Source organism: Streptomyces sp. NPDC054961 (assembly GCF_053609145.1).
The window spans coordinates 148,001-163,712 of record NZ_JBSGWY010000003.1 but is presented as its reverse complement, the minus strand read 5'-3'; the positions used below and the strand labels follow the sequence as shown (position 1 = coordinate 163,712).

Annotated in this window: 20 protein-coding genes; 9 read left to right on the top strand and 11 right to left on the bottom strand. The window is 70.6% G+C overall.

Annotated elements, in window-relative coordinates; all coding sequences use genetic code 11:
• Position 1 precedes the first annotated feature (1 nt).
• From ACWF9Z_RS04905 to ACWF9Z_RS04880, 6 genes are all read left to right on the top strand, one after another.
• On the top strand, positions 2-1,192 hold the full coding sequence (locus tag ACWF9Z_RS04905) for a sensor histidine kinase (RefSeq protein WP_453597517.1): 1,191 nt from the start codon (positions 2-4) through the stop codon (positions 1,190-1,192).
• Positions 1,189-1,875 carry a response regulator gene (locus ACWF9Z_RS04900; protein ID WP_453597515.1) on the top strand — a complete coding sequence of 229 codons (687 nt, stop codon included), beginning with the start codon at positions 1,189-1,191 and terminating at the stop codon, positions 1,873-1,875. Before ACWF9Z_RS04905 ends, ACWF9Z_RS04900 begins: the two co-directional genes overlap by 4 nt.
• A gap of 110 nt (positions 1,876-1,985) precedes the next feature.
• On the top strand, positions 1,986-2,198 hold the full coding sequence (locus tag ACWF9Z_RS04895; RefSeq protein WP_453597859.1) for a hypothetical protein: 213 nt from the start codon (positions 1,986-1,988) through the stop codon (positions 2,196-2,198).
• Entirely contained in the window at positions 2,195-2,836 is a 642-nt protein-coding gene (locus ACWF9Z_RS04890; RefSeq protein WP_453597513.1) for a pilus assembly protein TadG-related protein, read from the top strand. Before ACWF9Z_RS04895 ends, ACWF9Z_RS04890 begins: the two co-directional genes overlap by 4 nt.
• A gap of 30 nt (positions 2,837-2,866) precedes the next feature.
• A complete protein-coding gene (locus tag ACWF9Z_RS04885; protein ID WP_453597511.1) occupies positions 2,867-3,457 on the top strand; it encodes a hypothetical protein in 591 nt (196 codons plus the stop codon).
• 4 nt (positions 3,458-3,461) lie between these two features.
• Positions 3,462-4,100: an OmpA family protein gene (locus ACWF9Z_RS04880; RefSeq protein ID WP_453597509.1), complete on the top strand. Its 639-nt coding sequence runs from the start codon at positions 3,462-3,464 to the stop codon at positions 4,098-4,100.
• Between the two features lie 67 nt (positions 4,101-4,167).
• Here the strand turns inward: ACWF9Z_RS04880 and ACWF9Z_RS04875 are convergent, their stop codons facing one another.
• Complete coding sequence (locus ACWF9Z_RS04875; protein WP_453597507.1) at positions 4,168-4,365, bottom strand: hypothetical protein; 198 nt, start codon at positions 4,363-4,365, stop codon at positions 4,168-4,170.
• A 10-nt stretch (positions 4,366-4,375) separates the two neighbouring features.
• Positions 4,376-5,227 carry a helix-turn-helix domain-containing protein gene (locus ACWF9Z_RS04870; RefSeq protein WP_453597505.1) on the bottom strand — a complete coding sequence of 284 codons (852 nt, stop codon included), beginning with the start codon at positions 5,225-5,227 and terminating at the stop codon, positions 4,376-4,378.
• A 241-nt stretch (positions 5,228-5,468) separates the two neighbouring features.
• Between ACWF9Z_RS04870 and ACWF9Z_RS04865 the strand changes: the two genes are divergently transcribed.
• Positions 5,469-6,002 (top strand): ATP-binding protein, encoded by a 534-nt coding sequence (locus tag ACWF9Z_RS04865; protein WP_453597503.1) that lies wholly within the window; start codon positions 5,469-5,471, stop codon positions 6,000-6,002.
• Positions 6,003-6,297: 295 nt separating this feature from the next.
• Here ACWF9Z_RS04865 and ACWF9Z_RS04860 read toward each other — a convergent pair whose 3' ends face one another.
• Positions 6,298-6,858: a TetR/AcrR family transcriptional regulator gene (locus ACWF9Z_RS04860; RefSeq protein WP_453597830.1), complete on the bottom strand. Its 561-nt coding sequence runs from the start codon at positions 6,856-6,858 to the stop codon at positions 6,298-6,300.
• Between the two features lie 109 nt (positions 6,859-6,967).
• Between ACWF9Z_RS04860 and ACWF9Z_RS04855 the strand changes: the two genes are divergently transcribed.
• Both ACWF9Z_RS04855 and ACWF9Z_RS04850 read left to right on the top strand, forming a co-directional pair.
• Complete coding sequence (locus ACWF9Z_RS04855; RefSeq protein WP_453597501.1) at positions 6,968-7,459, top strand: nuclear transport factor 2 family protein; 492 nt, start codon at positions 6,968-6,970, stop codon at positions 7,457-7,459.
• Between the two features lie 49 nt (positions 7,460-7,508).
• A complete protein-coding gene (locus ACWF9Z_RS04850) occupies positions 7,509-7,913 on the top strand; it encodes a DnaJ family domain-containing protein (protein ID WP_453597499.1) in 405 nt (134 codons plus the stop codon).
• A gap of 52 nt (positions 7,914-7,965) precedes the next feature.
• On the opposite strand, the gene ACWF9Z_RS04845 is transcribed toward ACWF9Z_RS04850, so the two are convergent.
• The 8 genes from ACWF9Z_RS04845 to ACWF9Z_RS04810 all read right to left on the bottom strand — a co-directional run bounded on the left by ACWF9Z_RS04845 (position 7,966) and on the right by ACWF9Z_RS04810 (position 15,591).
• Complete coding sequence (locus ACWF9Z_RS04845) at positions 7,966-8,601, bottom strand: SDR family oxidoreductase (protein WP_453597497.1); 636 nt, start codon at positions 8,599-8,601, stop codon at positions 7,966-7,968.
• Between the two features lie 43 nt (positions 8,602-8,644).
• Positions 8,645-9,631, bottom strand: a complete 987-nt coding sequence (locus tag ACWF9Z_RS04840; protein WP_453597495.1) for an aldo/keto reductase — start codon at positions 9,629-9,631, stop codon at positions 8,645-8,647.
• 49 nt (positions 9,632-9,680) lie between these two features.
• Complete coding sequence (locus ACWF9Z_RS04835) at positions 9,681-10,115, bottom strand: MaoC family dehydratase (protein WP_453597493.1); 435 nt, start codon at positions 10,113-10,115, stop codon at positions 9,681-9,683.
• Between the two features lie 3 nt (positions 10,116-10,118).
• Positions 10,119-10,583 carry an FAS1-like dehydratase domain-containing protein gene (locus ACWF9Z_RS04830; protein ID WP_453597491.1) on the bottom strand — a complete coding sequence of 155 codons (465 nt, stop codon included), beginning with the start codon at positions 10,581-10,583 and terminating at the stop codon, positions 10,119-10,121.
• The gene (locus ACWF9Z_RS04825) at positions 10,583-11,647 is read right to left on the bottom strand and encodes an SMP-30/gluconolactonase/LRE family protein (RefSeq protein ID WP_453597489.1); all 1,065 of its coding nucleotides are present in this window, start codon (positions 11,645-11,647) and stop codon (positions 10,583-10,585) included. The genes ACWF9Z_RS04830 and ACWF9Z_RS04825 overlap by 1 nt, the downstream gene beginning before the upstream one ends.
• Positions 11,648-12,152: 505 nt before the next feature.
• Complete coding sequence (locus ACWF9Z_RS04820; RefSeq protein ID WP_453597487.1) at positions 12,153-13,907, bottom strand: acetyl/propionyl/methylcrotonyl-CoA carboxylase subunit alpha; 1,755 nt, start codon at positions 13,905-13,907, stop codon at positions 12,153-12,155.
• Between the two features lie 10 nt (positions 13,908-13,917).
• Positions 13,918-14,757, bottom strand: coding sequence for an AfsR/SARP family transcriptional regulator (locus tag ACWF9Z_RS04815; RefSeq protein ID WP_453597485.1), 840 nt, complete (start codon positions 14,755-14,757; stop codon positions 13,918-13,920).
• 153 nt (positions 14,758-14,910) lie between these two features.
• The gene (locus tag ACWF9Z_RS04810) at positions 14,911-15,591 is read right to left on the bottom strand and encodes a 4'-phosphopantetheinyl transferase superfamily protein (RefSeq protein ID WP_453597483.1); all 681 of its coding nucleotides are present in this window, start codon (positions 15,589-15,591) and stop codon (positions 14,911-14,913) included.
• Between the last annotated feature and the right edge of the window lie 121 nt (positions 15,592-15,712).

Below are 15,712 nucleotides of genomic sequence, written 5' to 3'. Positions count from 1 at the left end.
CGTGGCGACCCTCGACCTCGCGATCCCCGTCCGCGCGGCTCCGACGCCCTCCCCGACCCTCCGGTCGAACGCACTCCGGGCCCTGTGCCGCCAGGTCTTCGCGTTCCGGCTCGTGATGATCGGACTGGGCGCTCCGCTGGCGCTGGGACGGACGGCGCCCGGGGGACCGACATACCTCGTGGCCGGCGCGATCCTGCTCACCTTCATGCTGTCCTACGTCCTCTTCCGCGACTGGGAACGCTTCGGACCGCTGCTGCTGCGCCACCGCTGGCTGCTGGCGGTGGACATGGGATTCAGCGCCCTCCTCCTGGTCACGGCGACCCCCGAGTCCCCGCTGGGCCTCGTCTCGCTCTGCACCCCGCTGCTGGCCGGGCTGGTCTACGGCTGGCGCGGTGCGGCGCTCTACGCGGCGGCGCAGGCGGGCGCCGTGGCGGCCCTGGCGGGAACGCTGGTTCTGCCCGCTCTGTGCCTGGTCGCGGGCGCGGCGGGATCCTCCCTGCGTGACCTCCTCTTCCGCTTCGGCGCGGCGAGCCAGGCCCTGACGGAAACCCGGTCCCGCCTGGCGGTGACCGAGGCGGTACGGGCGGAACGGGAACACCTGGCCCGGGAGATGCACGACTCGGTGTCGAAGACCCTGCACGGCCTGGCCCTGACGGCGGACGCCCTGTCCCGGACGGCGGATCCGTCGGAGATCCGACGCCAGGCCGAGCTGTTGTCCGTGGCGGCCCGACGCGCGGCGGCGGAGTCCCGGGCGCTGCTGACGGACCTGCGGCGTGACCTGGACCCGCCCGGCGTATCACTGCTGGGTGAGCTCCGTGCCCTGACGACCGGTACGGAGCTGCGTGCGACCGGGGTGCTGCCGGTGGTCCCGGCCGCGGTGGCCCGTCACCTGCTGGCGGTGGCGTCGGAGGCGCTGGAGAACGCCCGCCGGCACGCGGGGGCCTCACGCGTCACGGTCTCGGTGGCCGTGGACGACGGCCACCTCACCCTGTCCGTTGAGGACGACGGCCGCGGCCTCGCCGGTGACGTGGACCTTGCCGCCCTCTCGAAGAACGGCCGTTTCGGGCTCCTCGGCATGACGGAGCGCGCGAAGGCGATCGGCGCCGCCGTGTCGATCGGTCCCCGCTCGTCCGGGCCGGGCACGCAGGTGTGTCTGGAACTCCCGCTCGCGTCCCTGGAGGGAGCGCGGTGACACCCGTTCGCGTACTGATCGCCGACGACAACCCGGTCGTCCGGGCCGGCCTCTCCGCGCTCCTGGCCACGGCCGCGGACGTCGAGGTCGTGGCCGAGGCTTCGGACGGCCGGGAGGCGCTGGGCCTGACGCGGTCGCACATGCCGGACGTCATCCTGCTGGACGTCCGCATGCCGGGAGTGGACGGCATCTCGGCCCTTCCCCACCTCGTGCGCCTGGCCTCGGTGCTGATGCTGACCTACAGCCGGGATCCGGACATTGTCCGGGAGGCACTGCTGTTGGGGGCGGGGGGCTACCTGGTCCACGGGGAGTTCACCGCCGATGACCTGATCCGTGCGGTCCGAGACGGGCGGGAGGGCCTGCCCCATTTCACGCCATCGGCGGCGGGCGCACTGCTCGCGGAGCTCCGCACCTCTTCGCAGCCGCAACGAAGTGTGACACCCTCTTCGGAGCGTCTGCACAACTCTGTTGTCTTCGGGCTGAGTTCGAGGGAGGTGGAGGTGATGGATCTGATCGCTTCGGGGATGAACAACCAGCAGATCGCCGCTGCTTGCTTCATCAGTGAGAAGACGGTCAAGAACCACATCAACCGCATTTTCGCCAAGTTGCAGAGCACTACCCGTAGCGAGGCGATAGCACGCTGGCTGGGAACGGCCCGTCCAGGGGTGAGTGGCCGTGGGTAGACAGAGTGCGCAGTGGGTCCGTAATTGGGCCCCGGGACCCTTGGCTATTGGTGGTGTCCGGCCGTACCGTCCGCAAATCGACAGCGGCACCCGACCGGGAGGGAACCCCCATGTCACACAACGCGCTGCTGAAGGCGACCGTCAAGGCGAGGATCCGCATGCAGGCGCGGATGGACAGGGACCGAGGGCAGACGGCCTTCGAGTACCTGGGCATCATCCTGGTGGTCGTAGTGATCATCGGCGCGATCATCGGCACCGGAATCGGGCAGGCCATCACGACCAAAATCACGACCGCCGTCGCGAACATCACCGCGGGCAAGTGAGATGGCTCAGACTGCCAGGTGATCGAGGGCAGGCCTTCCCCGCCTACATCGTGGTGGTGGCGGGCCTGCTCTTTGCCATGCTCGCCTTCTTTGTCGTCGGGATGGCCGGGGCTACGCGCAGTGATGCTCAGGGTGCCGCCGACGCGGCGGCGCTGGCTGCGGCCAGAGAAGCCCGAGACGGTGTCTTCTCGAGGCTCAACTTGGCAGATCTCAAGCCGACGGACTGGGAGAGGATCCTCGCGGGCAAGGGCTTCGACGCGAGGGGGGCGTGCGGGCAAGCCGAGAACTTCGCCGAGCGGAACGGTGCAACGGCGGAGTGCAGCTCGGCTCTCCCGAAGTTCACCGTCACGGTGACGACCGAGGGCACGGTCGGGAAGTCCGTCATTCCAGGAACCGACGGAGTTCACGGTAAGGCCAAGGCCACGGCTGTGATCAAGCCGCGTTGTTCTCTGGGGCCAGCGCCCACGCCCACGTCCACGCCCTCACCCTCCCCTTCGCCCTCTGGTGGTGAGGCACCCAAGCCCAATCCGGTCAACATCAACTGCGACGGCGGCACATCCATCAAGCTGGACCCCTTGAATCCGGGCCAGTTGTCGGAGCTGGCGAGAGATCTGTTCAGCGTGCGACTGGTCAACTGACGGCTAACGAGAGACAAGGGAGCGGGATAGATGAGCATTCGGCACACGGTGAAGGTCCGCAGAGGAGCGGTCGTAGCAGCTACGACAGTCCTAGCCTTTGCACTGGCCGGGTGTGGCGGCGGTGACGACGACAAGCCGACGGCGCCGCAGACGTCGTCTCCGGTCAATCCGCAGGGGAGCGCGCCGCAGACGCCCGCGACCGGTGATGCTGCGAGCCCGACACCGACACAGATCCTGGCCACGGTGAACGGGGAAGGCGGCATGATTCTGACCATTGGCAAGGCGGCTCGCGACGCCGGTGGATTCCTGACGATCGAAGGTCAGTTGAAGAACACCGGCACGACTCCGTACGCGAATACCGCACCGTGGCGAGGGAACGAACTCAATGCGAGTGGCGTGTCGGTTGCGGGTGTGACACTGGTCGACAAGGTCGGCAAGAAGCGGTATTACGTGCTTCGCGACACCGACGGAAGATGTCTCTGCACGACAGGGCTGAACATCATCGAAGCCGGTCAGACGATGCCGTTCTTCGCCCAGTTCCCGGCGCCTCCCGCGAGCACCACTGACGTCGATTTCAGCCTCCCCACCTTCGCCACGGCCACCGTCAAACTCTCCGGGTGACCCCATGACAAAAAGCCACCGCACAGCCGCCTCCGTAGCCGTCTTCGGACTCGTCATCGCCGGCGCCCACCTCATCGGCGCGACGAGCGCCCACGCGGACGATGTCAAGCCGTCCGTACCCCCCGGAACAGAGCCGTCCGCAGCCGCACCCGTAGCCATCGACTCCAACGCCCCCGGGCTGAAGATCCCCCAGGGCGGGACCCTCGCGCCGATCAAGGTGCTGGACATCGCCGAAGTGGTCGAAGACCTCGGGGGTGAGCAGCGGCGTCAGGAGACGAACCAGACCGTCATGATGGCGCTGCAGTCCGAGGTGATGTTCCCGGAGAACAGTGCGGTCTTCAACGCCCAGGCCGCCGCGCGGATACAAGCCATCGCGCAGGAGATCAACACGCAGAAGGCCACCCGCGTCCGCGTCTTCGGATTCACCGACGACCAGGGCAGCTACGAGCACGGCCAGGAACTCTCCAAGCAGCGCGCCGATGCCGTCCAGGCCGAGCTGTCGAAGACCGTGACCAACCCCAGCGTCGTCTTCGACGTGCGCGGCTACAGCGAGGACTACCCGATCGCCGACAACAGCACCGAGGAAGGCCGTAAGAAGAACCGCCGCGTCGAGATCACCTTCCCGCGCGGCACCGGCCAGTAGGCCGCCAGTTCAGCAGTCGCAGACGTCGCCGCCCGGCCCTTCGTGGCCGGGCGGCGTGCTGCCCCGGTCAGTCCGCCAGGAGGTGGTCGGCCTTGCCGGCCTTGATGTCGCGGATCAGCTGCCGGAGTGCTTCGCGGGTATCGGTGAGGTAGGTGTCCTCCTGACCGGAGAGCGCGACGTAGCTGTTGCCGGCCCCGTCCACGCCTATCCGGTAGCAGTTGTTTCCCTCGCCGCAGAAGGCGTCTTCCCAGCTGATGTCGGACATCTGTGGCTCCTCAGAGTTGGCGGGCGACTGCGCGGATGAAGTCGCGGGACGCGGCGGCGGACAACGCGTGCTCGTCCATCCAGCCGAGGTGAGACCGGTACTTCGCGAGCTGCCCCTCGGCGTGGGTGAACTCTGGGCCGTGGGCCGAGTCGAGCTGCACGGTGTCCAGTTGGGCCACCGCTCCCTCGGCGTAGAGCGTCGCGTGCCCGGCACCGGGGAACGCTCCCGTCTCAACGGTCAGCACGCGGAGTGCGAGGTTGTCCCGCTGCGAGATCTCGCAGAGGTGAAGCAACTGTTCCCGCGTGGCCCGGCGGCCGCCGAACTGCATGCGCAGCGCGGCCTCGTGCACATAGGCCTCGTAGGGCAGGGCGTGGTCCCCCTCGAGCACCTGCTGACGCTGGAGGCGGTGTGCCACGCGCATCTCGACCTCGGACGCCGGCAGTGCGGGAAGCACCGAACCGAATACGGCGCGGGCGTAGGCGCTTTGGTGGAGAAGTCCCGGAAGGTGGACCGTCTGCACCGAACGGAGACGGGTCGCGTGCCATTCCAGTTCGGAGATGTCGAGCAGTCCCGGCGGGATCGCGCCGCGGTACGCCTCCCACCAACCCCGCTCGGGTGGCTGAGCCAGTACGGCCAGTTTGTCGACGTACGCCTCGTCCGTCACGCCGCAGTGCGCCGCCAGGGTGCGCAAACGGTCCTCACTGACCGCTCGAAGTCCTTGTTCGATCGAGGACAGTTGGGAGCGGCTGACGTTCAGTACGACGGTGGCCGACTCGGCGGAGACATCTGCCGTCACGCGCATCCTGCGCAACTCGGCGCCCACACGCCGCTGGCGCTGCGTCGGGGAGGTCCTGGCTGTCATGCGTGCAGTCTGCCGGTTCGTGGCAGCTTCTGACGACAGAGGGGCAATTATTCAAAGCGGGGGCGCAATTGCGCCCCGGATCCGCTACATTCGGTAATGCACCGCTCACGCAAGGGAGTTGAAGAGCATCGCTGCGGCATGTGCTGCTGCGGCGACGAGCCACCATGCCCACCGTCGAGCCCTCGTGCGCGTCGAGCTCACCGAAGTCACGTCATCCGCGTCACGACACAGGGAGTCCGTCATGCTCAGCCCCTTCTCGCCCGCCGACCCCGGTGGCCTCCGCCCCGGCCGCTTCCTGCCCTGTCCGCCCACCCCGGCCTCGCCCGATGCCGGCGAGCCGCCGTCCCCCGACGGGCTGGCGTGCAGTCTGACCGTGCCCGGGGAGCCGTACAGCGCCCAGATCGCGCGCGGCACCGTACGGTCCGCCCTGCACGCCCACCGGCTCGACCCGGTCGCGCCCGCCGCCGTGCAGGTCGCGGGGGAACTCGTGGCCGCCTCCTGGTACGTGAACCCCGGGCGGAGCCTGTACCTCTCCCTCCGGCACCGCGAGGGAGCCCTCCGCATCGCCGTCTACGACGGCCACGCCCCGCACGCCCACCCCCGCCTCGCCGCGCACTGCGAGGCCCGCCGCCGGGCGGCCCTGCGGGTGATGTCCGCCGTGGTCCGGGACTGTGGCGGGTCGTGGGGCTTCGGGGAGTCCCGCGAACCGGGTGGCGGGACGCGGACCTGGGTGAGCCTGCCGGTGGCGGGGGCCGTCGGGTACCTGGCCTCTTGACGGAAGCCGGGTGGAGTGGCTGGAGCGGGGTGGCCGGAGCGGTGGCTGGATGCGGTGGTGGGCGCGGAAGCGGCTTCGGTGCGCGCCGGGCTCGGGGGCCGCGGTGCGCACCGAAGGTGTGAGGGCCGACCCGGTCGGTCCGGTCCGGCAGGCAAGCGTTTTTCCTCCGCGAGGGAAGGCGGCTGAACCGGTATGCGACCGCAGGGTGCGACCCGCGGGTGGATGCAGGGATATAAGTCCCAAAGTCAGTTAAACGGCAACGCCGCGACCCGGCCGGTCGCGACGCGGCATCCGGTCACTCGGCAGCCGTGTGAATCCCGCCCTGCGCGCGCACCAGGACGTACGCCGCCTCGCGCGCCCGCGTCGCCGCCGCCGGGCCGGGCTCCAGGGCCGCCACCACCGTCGCGCCCTCGACGAGTAGCAGCAGCTGCTCCGCCAGGCCTTCCCGGCCGGGACCGGCGATCTCGGCCAGCAGCGTCCGTAGCTCCGCCTTGTGGCGGCGTACGACGTCCAGCACTCCGGCGGGGCCCGCGCCCAGCTCCCCGTAGGCGTTCAGGAACGCGCAGCCGCGGAAGTCCGGCTGCGAGAACCAGCGGCCGAGCCAGTCGAAGACCGCCCCGACGGGGTCGGCGCTGCCGGTGGCCGCCGCGCGCAGGCCGGCCGTCCAGCGGCGGTCGCGACGGTCGAGGTAGGCGGTGACCAGGGATTCCTTGGCCGGGTAGAGGCGGTAGAGCCGCTTGAGCGGGACGCCCGACTCCGCGCGGATGCGGTCCATGCCGACGGACTGGATGCCCTCGGCGTAGAAGAGCGCCTCCGCGGCGTCCAGCAGGCGGGTGCGGGCCTCTTCGTCGTTCATCGGCGCGGTGGGCATGAGCTCAGCGTAGAACAGATTCCCTTGCGGGGAGAACGGTCGTTCTCTAAGGTGAGAACGACCGTTCTCCCTGCCGTGTCGAGAGGCCCCCGCCATGACCAACGCCGTGCCCGCCGAGCCCGCCGTGCCCGCTGGGCCTGTGCCGCCGGACACCCCCGCCGCCTCCGGTGCTCCCGCCGCGGTGCGGCCGCCCCTGCCGCCCTTCACCGAGGAGTCCGCCCGCGCCAAGGTGCAGGCCGCCGAGGACGCCTGGAACAGCCGCGACCCCGAACGCGTCGCCCTCGCCTACACAGAGGACTCCGCCTGGCGAAACCGCGACCGCTTCCTGACCGGCCGCGCCGAGATCCGCGCCTTCCTCGCCGACAAGTGGGAGCGCGAGCTGGAGTACCGGCTGCGCAAGGAGCTGTGGGCGTACACCGACAACCGCATCTCGGTGCGCTTCGAATACGAGTGGCACGACGCGAGCGGCCAGTGGTGGCGCAGCCACGGCAACGAGCAGTGGGAGTTCGACGCCGCGGGCCTGATGCGCCGCCGGGAAGCCAGCATCAACGACATCCCGATCAAGCAGTCGGACCGCCGCCTCTGAGGCCGGAATCAGGCCGGAGTTATGCTGGCGGGAACCCTTGGGAGGCAACGTGACCGAGCGCAAACCGCCTGGTGTCAGCTTCGAATCCTTCGTGGACCGCCAGATCAGACAGGCCGGTGAGCGCGGGGAGTTCGAGGAACTGCCCGGCTTCGGCAAGCCGCTGGCCTCGCTCGACGCCCCGTACGACGAGCTGTGGTGGATCAAGGGCAAACTGCACCGCGAGGGCTTCGCGGTCCTCCCGCCGGCGCTCGCGCTGCGCAAGGAGGCGGAGGACGCCCGGGAGGCGCTCAAGTCCGCCCGCACCGAACGCCAGGTCCGCGATCTCCTCACGGAGATCAACGACAAGATCCGCGCGGCCCTGCGCAGGCCCCCGCCCGGCCCCCCGCTGAACGTCAGGGAGTTCGACGTGGAAGCCGAACTCGCGCAGTGGCGAGAGGCCCGCGGCACCCGCTGACGCGGGGGAACGGAGCGGGTGCCGCGGGGGTCGGTCGGGCCGGTCGGCCGGCTCAGACGAGGGAGCGCAGTGCCTCGGCGACGGGCAGGTCGCCGGAGGTGACCTCCAGCACGCGGTCGTAGGTCGCGGGGGCCTCCAGGCATTCGACGGCCACCGCCGCGAGGTCGGTGCGGCTGAGGGAGCCGTCCGGGAGCCGGTCGCCGACCGATACCGTGCCCGCGCCCGCTCCGTCCGAGAGCCACGGCGGACGGATCACGGTCCATGTCATCCCCGCGCCCGCGAGGTGGGTGTCCGCGGCGTGCTTGGCCTGCCCGGTGGCACGCAGGTAGACGGGCACCCGGCCGCTGTCCCCGCTGCCCATCATGGACACCTGGACCCAGCGCTTCACGCCGAGCGTGGCGGCGGCTTCGATGGCGGCGATGACGCCCGCCCGGTCGACCAGGTCCGCCTGCCTCTTCATCATGCTGCTCGTGGCGGCGGCGTTGATGACGGCGTCGGTCCCGACGAAGAGCTCGGCGTAGTCCTCGGGGGTGGCGGAGGTCAGATCGAATTCGACCAGGCCGGTGCCGAGCGACGAGGCCTTCTTCGGCTTGCGGACGGCGGCGCGCACGGAGTGCTGCCGTGCCAGCAGCTGCGCCACCACGAGGCGGCCGGTGCCGCCGGTGGCGCCGAGGACGGTGATGTTCATGGTTGCTGTTTCCTGCTTTCGCCTGGCGTCGGAGGGGGCGCGGTCAGAGGTTGACGATGGCCATGCGGGGAGGGTCGTAGCGCTCGCCCGCGACGGCCCCGGCGGGGATCGAGTCCTCGATCAGCGCCATCTGGTCGTCGGTGAGCCGCAGGTCGGCCGCGGACACGTTCTCGTCCAGGTACGCGCGTCGCTTCGTCCCGGGGATGGGGACGACGTCCCCGGCCCGGTTGAGGAGCCAGGCGAGGGCGAGCTGCGCCGCGGTGACGCCGAGCATCGCGGCCAGCGCGCGCAGCCGCTCGACCAGTGGCAGGTTGGTGGTGAGGCTGCTCTCCTGGAAGCGCGGGGCGAAGCGGCGTACGTCGTCGGCGGGGAACTGGTCCGGGCGGCCGGTCACGGTGCCGGTGAGCAGGCCGCGCCCCATGGGGGCGTACGCGACGAGCCCGATGCCCAGCTCGCGCAGGGTGGGCAGCAGTTCGGCCTCGATGTCCCGGGTGAAGAGCGAGTACTCGTACTGGCCCGCCGTGATCGGGTGCACGGCGTGGGCCCGGCGCACGGTGGCGGGGGCCGCCTCGGAGATCCCCAGGTGCCGGACCTTGCCGGCGGCCACCAGCCCGGCCATCGCGCCCCAGGTCTCCTCGATGGGGACGGTCGGGTCGACGCGGTGCTGGTAGTACAGGTCGATGTGGTCCACGCCCAGGCGCCGCAGCGAGTCCTCGCAGGCCGTACGGACGTACTCCGGGCGGCCGTTGATGCCCTTCACCGTGCCGTCGGGCAGCCGCTCGATGCCGAACTTGGTGGCCAGGACGACCTCGTCGCGGCGGGCGGCGATCGCCTGCCCGACGAGGCGTTCGTTGGAGAACGGTCCGTACATGTCCGCCGTGTCCAGCAGGGTGACGCCCCGGTCGAGCGCGCGGTGGATCGTGGCGGTCGACTCGGTGTCGTCCCCCGGGCCGTAGTGGTCGCTCATGCCCATGCAGCCGAGGCCGAGGGCCGAGACGTCGAGGTGGCCGGCTAGCCGGCGCTGCTTCATGGTGCGGGGGCTCCGTTCGGTGGTGGTGGTAGCGGTGGTGGCTTCGGGCTCAGGCGAGGCGGACCACGGCGCGGGCCATGCCGAGGACCTTCTGGTCCCGGTTCGTCGCCGTGATGTCGACCCGGACGGTGCGGGCCGCGTCGTCGAGCTTCTGCGCGGCCGTGGCCCGTACGTCCAAGGCCGCGCCGGTGCCGTCGTCGGGGACGGGGACCGGCTTCGTGAAGCGCACCGTGTAGGACAGGAGGCTGCCGGGATCACCGGTCCAGTCGGTGACGATGCGTACCGCCCCGGCCATGGTGAGCATCCCGTGCGCGATGACGCCGGGCAGGCCCACCCCGGCGGCGAAGCGGTCGTTCCAGTGGATGGGGTTGAAGTCGCCGGAGGCGCCCGCGTACCGGACGAGGGTCTCGCGCTCGATGGTGAAGGTCCGGCCGGGCAGTTCGGTGCCGGGCTCGACGTCCACGTAGCGGATCTTGGCTCCCATGGCCTATCCCTCCTCGCTGGTCGCGCCGGCCGCGCGGGAGACGAGCTTCGTCCAGGCGGTCACCACGTGCTCGCCCGCCGCGTCGTGGACGTCGCCGCGGATCTCCACGACGTCGTTGCCCGCCAGGGCCCCGACCGATTCGACGGTCGAGGTGACGGCCAGGGAGTCCCCGGCCCGCACGGGCCGGGTGTACTCGAACCGCTGGCTGCTGTGCACCACCCGGCTGTAGTCGAAGCCGAGCCGCGGGTCGTCGACGATCTGCCGCACGGCCTTGAAGGTGAGGACGAACGCGAAGGTCGGCGGCGCGATGACGTCACCGTGGCCGAGGGCCCGCGCCGCCTCCCTGTCGGTGTACGCGGGATGGGGATCGCCCACTGCCTCGGCGAACTCGCGGATCTTCTCCCGGCCGACCTCGTAACGCGCGGTGGGCGAGTGGACCTGTCCCTCGAAGGTCTGGTCGAGTGCCATCAGAAGCGGCGCAGGGCGAAGCCGTCGCGGGTCTGCGCCCCGCCGCTGCCGAAGAGGATGTGCACGTTGCTGCTGAGCACGTACGCACCCGAGGGGGTGAGGGTGACGGTCGTCGGGGCGGCCTCGGGGGAGACCGTCTTGCTGACGATCCCGGCGCTGCGCCAGCCGTCGGAGGAGCGGAGCTTGAACAGGCCGTCGATGCCGTTGGAGCGGATGGTGTTCGTGGCGGCGTACAGGGTGCCGTCCGATCCGAGCGCGATGCCGTCGGCGCCGGGGATGCGCTCGGTGAGGCTGATCTCGCGGAAGTTCGACGGGTTGTCGAGGGGGATCCGGAAGAGGGCGCCGGAGTCGTAACGGACGACTATGAGCGCGCCCGAGGGGTGGTACAGGATGCCGTTGACGCCGACGTTGGGCAGACCGTCCTGGTAACCGGCGTCCAGGGCAGGGTCCTTGAGGAGGACCGAGGCGGTACCGGCCGGGGTCACCTTGAAGATCGTGCCGGTGAACGAATCGGTGGCGTAGGCGTTGCCCTGCGGGTCGAGGGCCAGGTCGTTGGCGAGGTGCAGGCCGGGGGACTGGCTGAGCTCCACGCGCTTCTCCAGCGCGCCGGTGGTGAGGTTGAAGATGGCGACACCGCCGTAGCGGCCGCGGGTCTCCGGGGTGGAGCCGTCGCTGAGCAGCGCGTTCGGGCCGGCGTAGACGTCGCCGTACGTGGCTAGGAGGCGGTTGCGGGTCGCGTCGACGCGGATGCCGCCCGTGGCGATGAGGCTGGGGTCGCTGACGAGGGTGTGGGGTATGCCGTCGGCGCCCACCACGGAGATCGTGCCGTGGCGCAGGGACCCGATCAGGAAGGCCCTGCGGGTCGGGTCCCAGGTGAAGCCCTCGGGGTGGATGGCCTCGCCCGGGCCCTGGATCAGGGCGGGCAGGGCGGCGGTGGCCGAGGCGGCGGGCGTGCTCTGGCGCTCGGCGGCGGCGGTGGTCGCGATGGGCGCGAGCAGGGCGGCGGCGGTGACGAGGGCGAGCAGGCCCGGGGCGGCGGCCTTGCGGAAGCGGCGGCTGGACATGGTTCTCCTGGGATCGAGTGGTAAAGGAAGGGGGCTTGGGGGTGGTGGGGCGGAGCCCCGGGCCCTTTCGGTGTTCGGGCGGAGCCCGGGGGTCTTTCAGCCCGTCCGGCGTTCACGTGCAGGCCGGCGCAGGCCATATCCAGCCCCTCCGGCGTTTGAGGAGCGGGGTCTGGGGCGGAGTCCCAGGGGCTTCAGCCGTCCGGCGTCTGAGGACCGGGGTCTGGGGCGGAGCCCCAGGAGGGGTCCGGGCGGAGCCCGGGGAACGGGCGAAGGGCGGGTAGGGGACTTCGCCCCGCGCAGCGGGACGCGTCGGGCGCAGCCCGGGGCCGGGGGGGGGGGGGGCCCCCCCCGCCCGCCGCGCAGGGGGTGCGAGAGTGTTTTTGTGAATGTGGGCGGCCCCGGGTGTGTGAGAGACGCACACAGGGCGGGAGGCCGCGCGCCCGCGGCGCGCCCCCCCCCCCGCGCGCGCCGCCCCCCCCCCCCCCCCCACGCCCGGTCAGGGACGTCAGTCCTTGATTTCGCAGATGGCTGCGCCCGAGGTGAGTGACGCTCCGACCTCTGCCGCGAGGCCCACGATCGTGCCTGAGCGGTGTGCGTTGAGGGGCTGTTCCATCTTCATGGCTTCGAGGACGACGATGAGGTCGCCTTCGTTGACCTGCTGGCCCTCTTCGACGGCGACCTTGACGATCGTGCCCTGCATGGGCGAGGCGAGCGTGTCGCCGGAGGCGGCGGGGCCGGACTTCTTGGCCGCGCGGCGCTTGGGCTTCGCGCCGCCCGCGGCTGCGGTGCGGGCCAGGGTCATGCCCAGGGAAGACGGGAGGGAGACTTCCAGGCGCTTGCCGCCGACCTCGACGACCACGGTCTCGCGGCCGGGCTCGTCCTCGGAGTCCTCTGCGGACGGAACCACGAATGCGGGGATCTCGTTGACGAACTCGGTCTCGATCCAGCGGGTGTGGATCGTGAACGGGGCAGCCGTGAACGCGGGATCGACGACCACCGCGCGGTGGAAGGGGATGGCGGTGGCCATGCCTTCGACCTCGAACTCGGCCAGCGCACGCGCCGCCCGCTGCAGGGCCTGCTCACGCGTGGCACCCGTAACGATGAGCTTGGCAAGCAGCGAGTCCCAGGCGGGTCCGATGACCGAGCCGGACTCGACGCCCGCGTCCAGGCGGACGCCCGGGCCGGTGGGCGGGGCGAACTTGGTGACGGTGCCCGGGGCGGGGAGGAAGCCGCGGCCGGGGTCTTCGCCGTTGATGCGGAACTCGAAGGAGTGGCCGCGCAGGACCGGGTCCCCGTAGCCGAGCTCCTCGCCATCGGCGATGCGGAACATTTCGCGGACCAGGTCGATGCCGGTGACCTCTTCGGTGACCGGGTGCTCGACCTGCAGGCGGGTGTTGACCTCCAGGAAGGAGATCAGCCCATCAGCGGAGACGAGGAACTCGACGGTGCCGGCGCCGACGTAGCCGGCCTGCTTCAGGATGGCCTTCGACGCGGCGTAGAGCTCGGCGTTCTGGGCGTCCGTCAGGAACGGTGCGGGAGCTTCTTCCACCAGTTTCTGGTGGCGGCGCTGCAGCGAGCAGTCGCGGGTGGAGACGACGACCACGTTGCCGTGGGAGTCGGCCAGGCACTGGGTCTCCACGTGCCGCGGCTTGTCGAGGTACTGCTCGACGAAGCACTCCCCACGCCCGAACGCGGCCACAGCCTCACGCACGGCGGAGTCGTAGAGCTCCGGGATCTCTTCGAGGTTGCGGGCGACTTTGAGACCGCGGCCGCCGCCACCGAAGGCGGCCTTGATCGCGATCGGCAGCCCGTGTTCCTTGGCGAACGCGACGACCTCATCCGATCCGGAAACCGGGTCCGCCGTGCCGGCGACCAGCGGCGCATCGGCGCGGAGCGCGATGTGGCGGGCGGCGACTTTGTCGCCGAGGTCGCGGATGGCCTGCGGGGGCGGGCCGATCCAGATCAGGCCCGCGTCGGTGACGGCTTGGGCGAACTCGGCGTTCTCGGAGAGGAAGCCGTATCCGGGATGGATGGCGTCCGCTCCGGAGTCGGCTGCGGCCTGCAGGATTTTGGAGATGTCCAGGTAGCTGGCGGCCGGGGTGTCACCGCCCAACGCGAAAGCTTCGTCGGCCGCTCGGACGTGCAGAGCGTCCCGGTCCGGGTCGGCGTAGACGGCTACGCTCGCGATCCCGGCATCCCGGCAGGCCCGAGCGACGCGGACTGCGATTTCGCCACGGTTGGCGATGAGCACCTTGCGCACGATTGTTCCTTCAACTGGCTTGGGGCAGGCGGGGGAATACGGCCGACGGGGAATTCTGCGCCCCGTTCCTTATGAGGCTGAGGGTTTCGCCGTCGGCCCCCGAGAGAATGGCGCGCTGCATTTGCTGGAGGGCGCGGGAAGGGTCGAGTCCGAGTTCCTCCTGCAGGATTCCCCGCAGTTCTTGGTAGGCGCGCAGGGCATCTCCTCTGCGTCCGCTCCGGTACAGCGCGGTGATGAGCTGTCCGTGCAGCCATTCGTTGAGGGGATGCCGGGTGACGAGGCTCTTCAGTTCTGCGGCGAGAAGGCCGTGGTGGCCGAGCTGCATTTCCGCCCCGATGCGCTGCTGGAGCACCCGCATGTGCACCTCTTCGAGGTGCTGCACGTGCTGGGTCAGCACCGGTCCGCACGTGACGTCCGTCAGAACGCCTCCGCTCCACAGGTCCAGTGCGCGGGAGAGTACCTGCGCCCCCTCCTGCAGGTCACCGGCGTTGAGGAGCTTCTCCCCCTCGCGGGCGAGCCTGCGGAAGGCCTCCGCGTCCACCTGTTCGGGTTCCACCCGCAGTACGTAGCCGGCGGACCAGGTGTGGAGGAGTTCCGGCAGAACAGCGCTGCCGCTCGCCTCCTTGAGCATCTTCCGCAGGTGGTAGACGTGGGTGCGGAGCGTCGGGAGGGCCGTCTTGGGTGGTTCCTTGCTCCAGAGTTCGTCGACCAGGGATCCGTGGGAGACGATCGCGCCGGATTGCAGGACCAGAAGGGAGAGGAGCTGTCGGACCTTCGGGCCGCGGGGTACGGGTATCTCCCGGCCGTCGCGTTTTATCGCGAGTGGTCCGAGGACGTTGAATTGAAGCATCGATCCCCCAGGTGAACGGAATTATCCTCCGGATGCTTGAAGAAGACTTTCATCCCGCGTGAGGGGGTGGCAAGAAACTGACCCTAAGGTTGATTCCGGTCCGATCGAACGATGTGTATCCGGGGGTAAGTCGTCGGGTGGGGATGGAACGTTTTATTCCGGTTTCGGGGTCTTGGTCACCGCGGCCGTGGTCAGGACGTAATTGCCCGGCAGTAGCTGAAACCAGCCCCCGATCCGCTGGTCCTCGGGCAGGAGTCCCGGGGCGACGCGGACGTCCAGTCGGGAGTCGTCGAGGCGGATCTCCACGTCGTGGAAGACGGGTGTCCGGGGGGTGAGCCCGTCCAGGGCCTTGTAGATGGCCTCCTTGGCCGAGAACAGGACGGACAGGCGGCTCTCGGGGCGGCGCGCCCGGGCGATCCACAGTCGTTCGCGCGCCGTGCAGACGAGCCGGTCCGCGCCGCGGCCGAGCCGGTCGGTGCGCTCCAGGTCGATGCCGACGGTGACGACGTCCGGGTTGGTGCTGGCGATGGACGCCCCGATGGGGCCGGTGGCGTGGCTGATGGAGCCCCGCGTGCCCGCCGGGAAGAGCGGACGCCTGCCGTCGCGGAGTACGGGGCCGTCGACGCCGAGGAGGCCCAGGGCGCGGCCCGCCGCCGCGCGGCCGGCGGTGAAGGTCGGGTGCTGCGCGGGCGGGAGCCGGTGCAGGAGCCGGGTCTCCGCTTCGTGCAGCGCCGGCGCCGCGCCCGGCGTGTGGGGGAACAGCGCGATCGCGGTACCGGGCAGGGGGAGTTGGGCGACGGCGGTGACGAGGCACCGCTGCGGGGTGCGCTGCATGTCTTCTCCTGGGAGGGGTCCGGTCCGGCTGGCCGGACCGAGCGGAGGGGGGCGCGGGGGTGGGGGGGGGAGCACCGGGGTGTGAAAAGATCCGAGAGGTCGGAGGCGACGGGGGAGGTGA

What these genes read in the sequence shown, in the direction of transcription:
- ACWF9Z_RS04840 (WP_453597495.1), bottom strand. Translation starts at nt 9,631, where the DNA reads ATGAAGCAGCGCCGGCTAGCCGGCCACCTCGACGTCTCGGCCCTCGGC.
- ACWF9Z_RS04810 (WP_453597483.1), bottom strand. Translation starts at nt 15,591, where the DNA reads ATGCAGCGCACCCCGCAGCGGTGCCTCGTCACCGCCGTCGCCCAACTC.
- ACWF9Z_RS04825 (WP_453597489.1), bottom strand. Translation starts at nt 11,647, where the DNA reads ATGTCCAGCCGCCGCTTCCGCAAGGCCGCCGCCCCGGGCCTGCTCGCC.
- ACWF9Z_RS04880 (WP_453597509.1), top strand. Translation starts at nt 3,462, where the DNA reads ATGACAAAAAGCCACCGCACAGCCGCCTCCGTAGCCGTCTTCGGACTC.
- ACWF9Z_RS04855 (WP_453597501.1), top strand. Translation starts at nt 6,968, where the DNA reads ATGACCAACGCCGTGCCCGCCGAGCCCGCCGTGCCCGCTGGGCCTGTG.
- ACWF9Z_RS04830 (WP_453597491.1), bottom strand. Translation starts at nt 10,583, where the DNA reads ATGGCACTCGACCAGACCTTCGAGGGACAGGTCCACTCGCCCACCGCG.
- ACWF9Z_RS04860 (WP_453597830.1), bottom strand. Translation starts at nt 6,858, where the DNA reads ATGAACGACGAAGAGGCCCGCACCCGCCTGCTGGACGCCGCGGAGGCG.
- ACWF9Z_RS04865 (WP_453597503.1), top strand. Translation starts at nt 5,469, where the DNA reads ATGCTCAGCCCCTTCTCGCCCGCCGACCCCGGTGGCCTCCGCCCCGGC.
- ACWF9Z_RS04885 (WP_453597511.1), top strand. Translation starts at nt 2,867, where the DNA reads ATGAGCATTCGGCACACGGTGAAGGTCCGCAGAGGAGCGGTCGTAGCA.
- ACWF9Z_RS04835 (WP_453597493.1), bottom strand. Translation starts at nt 10,115, where the DNA reads ATGGGAGCCAAGATCCGCTACGTGGACGTCGAGCCCGGCACCGAACTG.
- ACWF9Z_RS04845 (WP_453597497.1), bottom strand. Translation starts at nt 8,601, where the DNA reads ATGAACATCACCGTCCTCGGCGCCACCGGCGGCACCGGCCGCCTCGTG.
- ACWF9Z_RS04875 (WP_453597507.1), bottom strand. Translation starts at nt 4,365, where the DNA reads ATGTCCGACATCAGCTGGGAAGACGCCTTCTGCGGCGAGGGAAACAAC.
- ACWF9Z_RS04870 (WP_453597505.1), bottom strand. Translation starts at nt 5,227, where the DNA reads ATGACAGCCAGGACCTCCCCGACGCAGCGCCAGCGGCGTGTGGGCGCC.
- ACWF9Z_RS04815 (WP_453597485.1), bottom strand. Translation starts at nt 14,757, where the DNA reads ATGCTTCAATTCAACGTCCTCGGACCACTCGCGATAAAACGCGACGGC.
- ACWF9Z_RS04895 (WP_453597859.1), top strand. Translation starts at nt 1,986, where the DNA reads ATGTCACACAACGCGCTGCTGAAGGCGACCGTCAAGGCGAGGATCCGC.